The 339-nt window shown below is 67.3% G+C and carries 1 protein-coding gene; it reads left to right on the top strand.

Annotated features, from left to right (window positions below):
- Positions 1-339: ABC transporter ATP-binding protein (locus IG84_RS0137390; protein ID WP_031067718.1), on the top strand; the 339-nt coding region annotated here is incomplete at both ends.

The following is a 339-nucleotide window of genomic DNA, read 5'->3' as shown; positions in this document are numbered from 1 at the left end:
CTGGGCGGACTGGCCATGGGCATGACCCGCGAGCAGGTCCGCGAGCGCTACCAGCAGATCGTCGACTTCTCCGGCATCAACGAGAAGGGCGACTTCATCTCGCTACCGATGCGGACGTACTCCTCCGGCATGGCGGCCCGCCTGCGGTTCTCCATCGCGGCGGCCAAGGACCACGACGTCCTGATGATCGACGAGGCCCTCGCGACCGGCGACCGGAAGTTCCAGAAGCGCTCCGAGGCGCGCATCCGGGAGCTGCGCAAGGAGGCCGGCACGGTCTTCCTGGTCAGCCACAACAACAAGTCCATCCGGGACACCTGCGACCGGGTGCTGTGGCTGGAG

The organism is Streptomyces ochraceiscleroticus (genome assembly GCF_000720485.1).
Taxonomy (GTDB): domain Bacteria; phylum Actinomycetota; class Actinomycetes; order Streptomycetales; family Streptomycetaceae; genus Streptomyces; species Streptomyces ochraceiscleroticus.
Note: the sequence above shows the minus strand (reverse complement) of the source record. Positions and strands in the feature narration are given on the sequence as shown.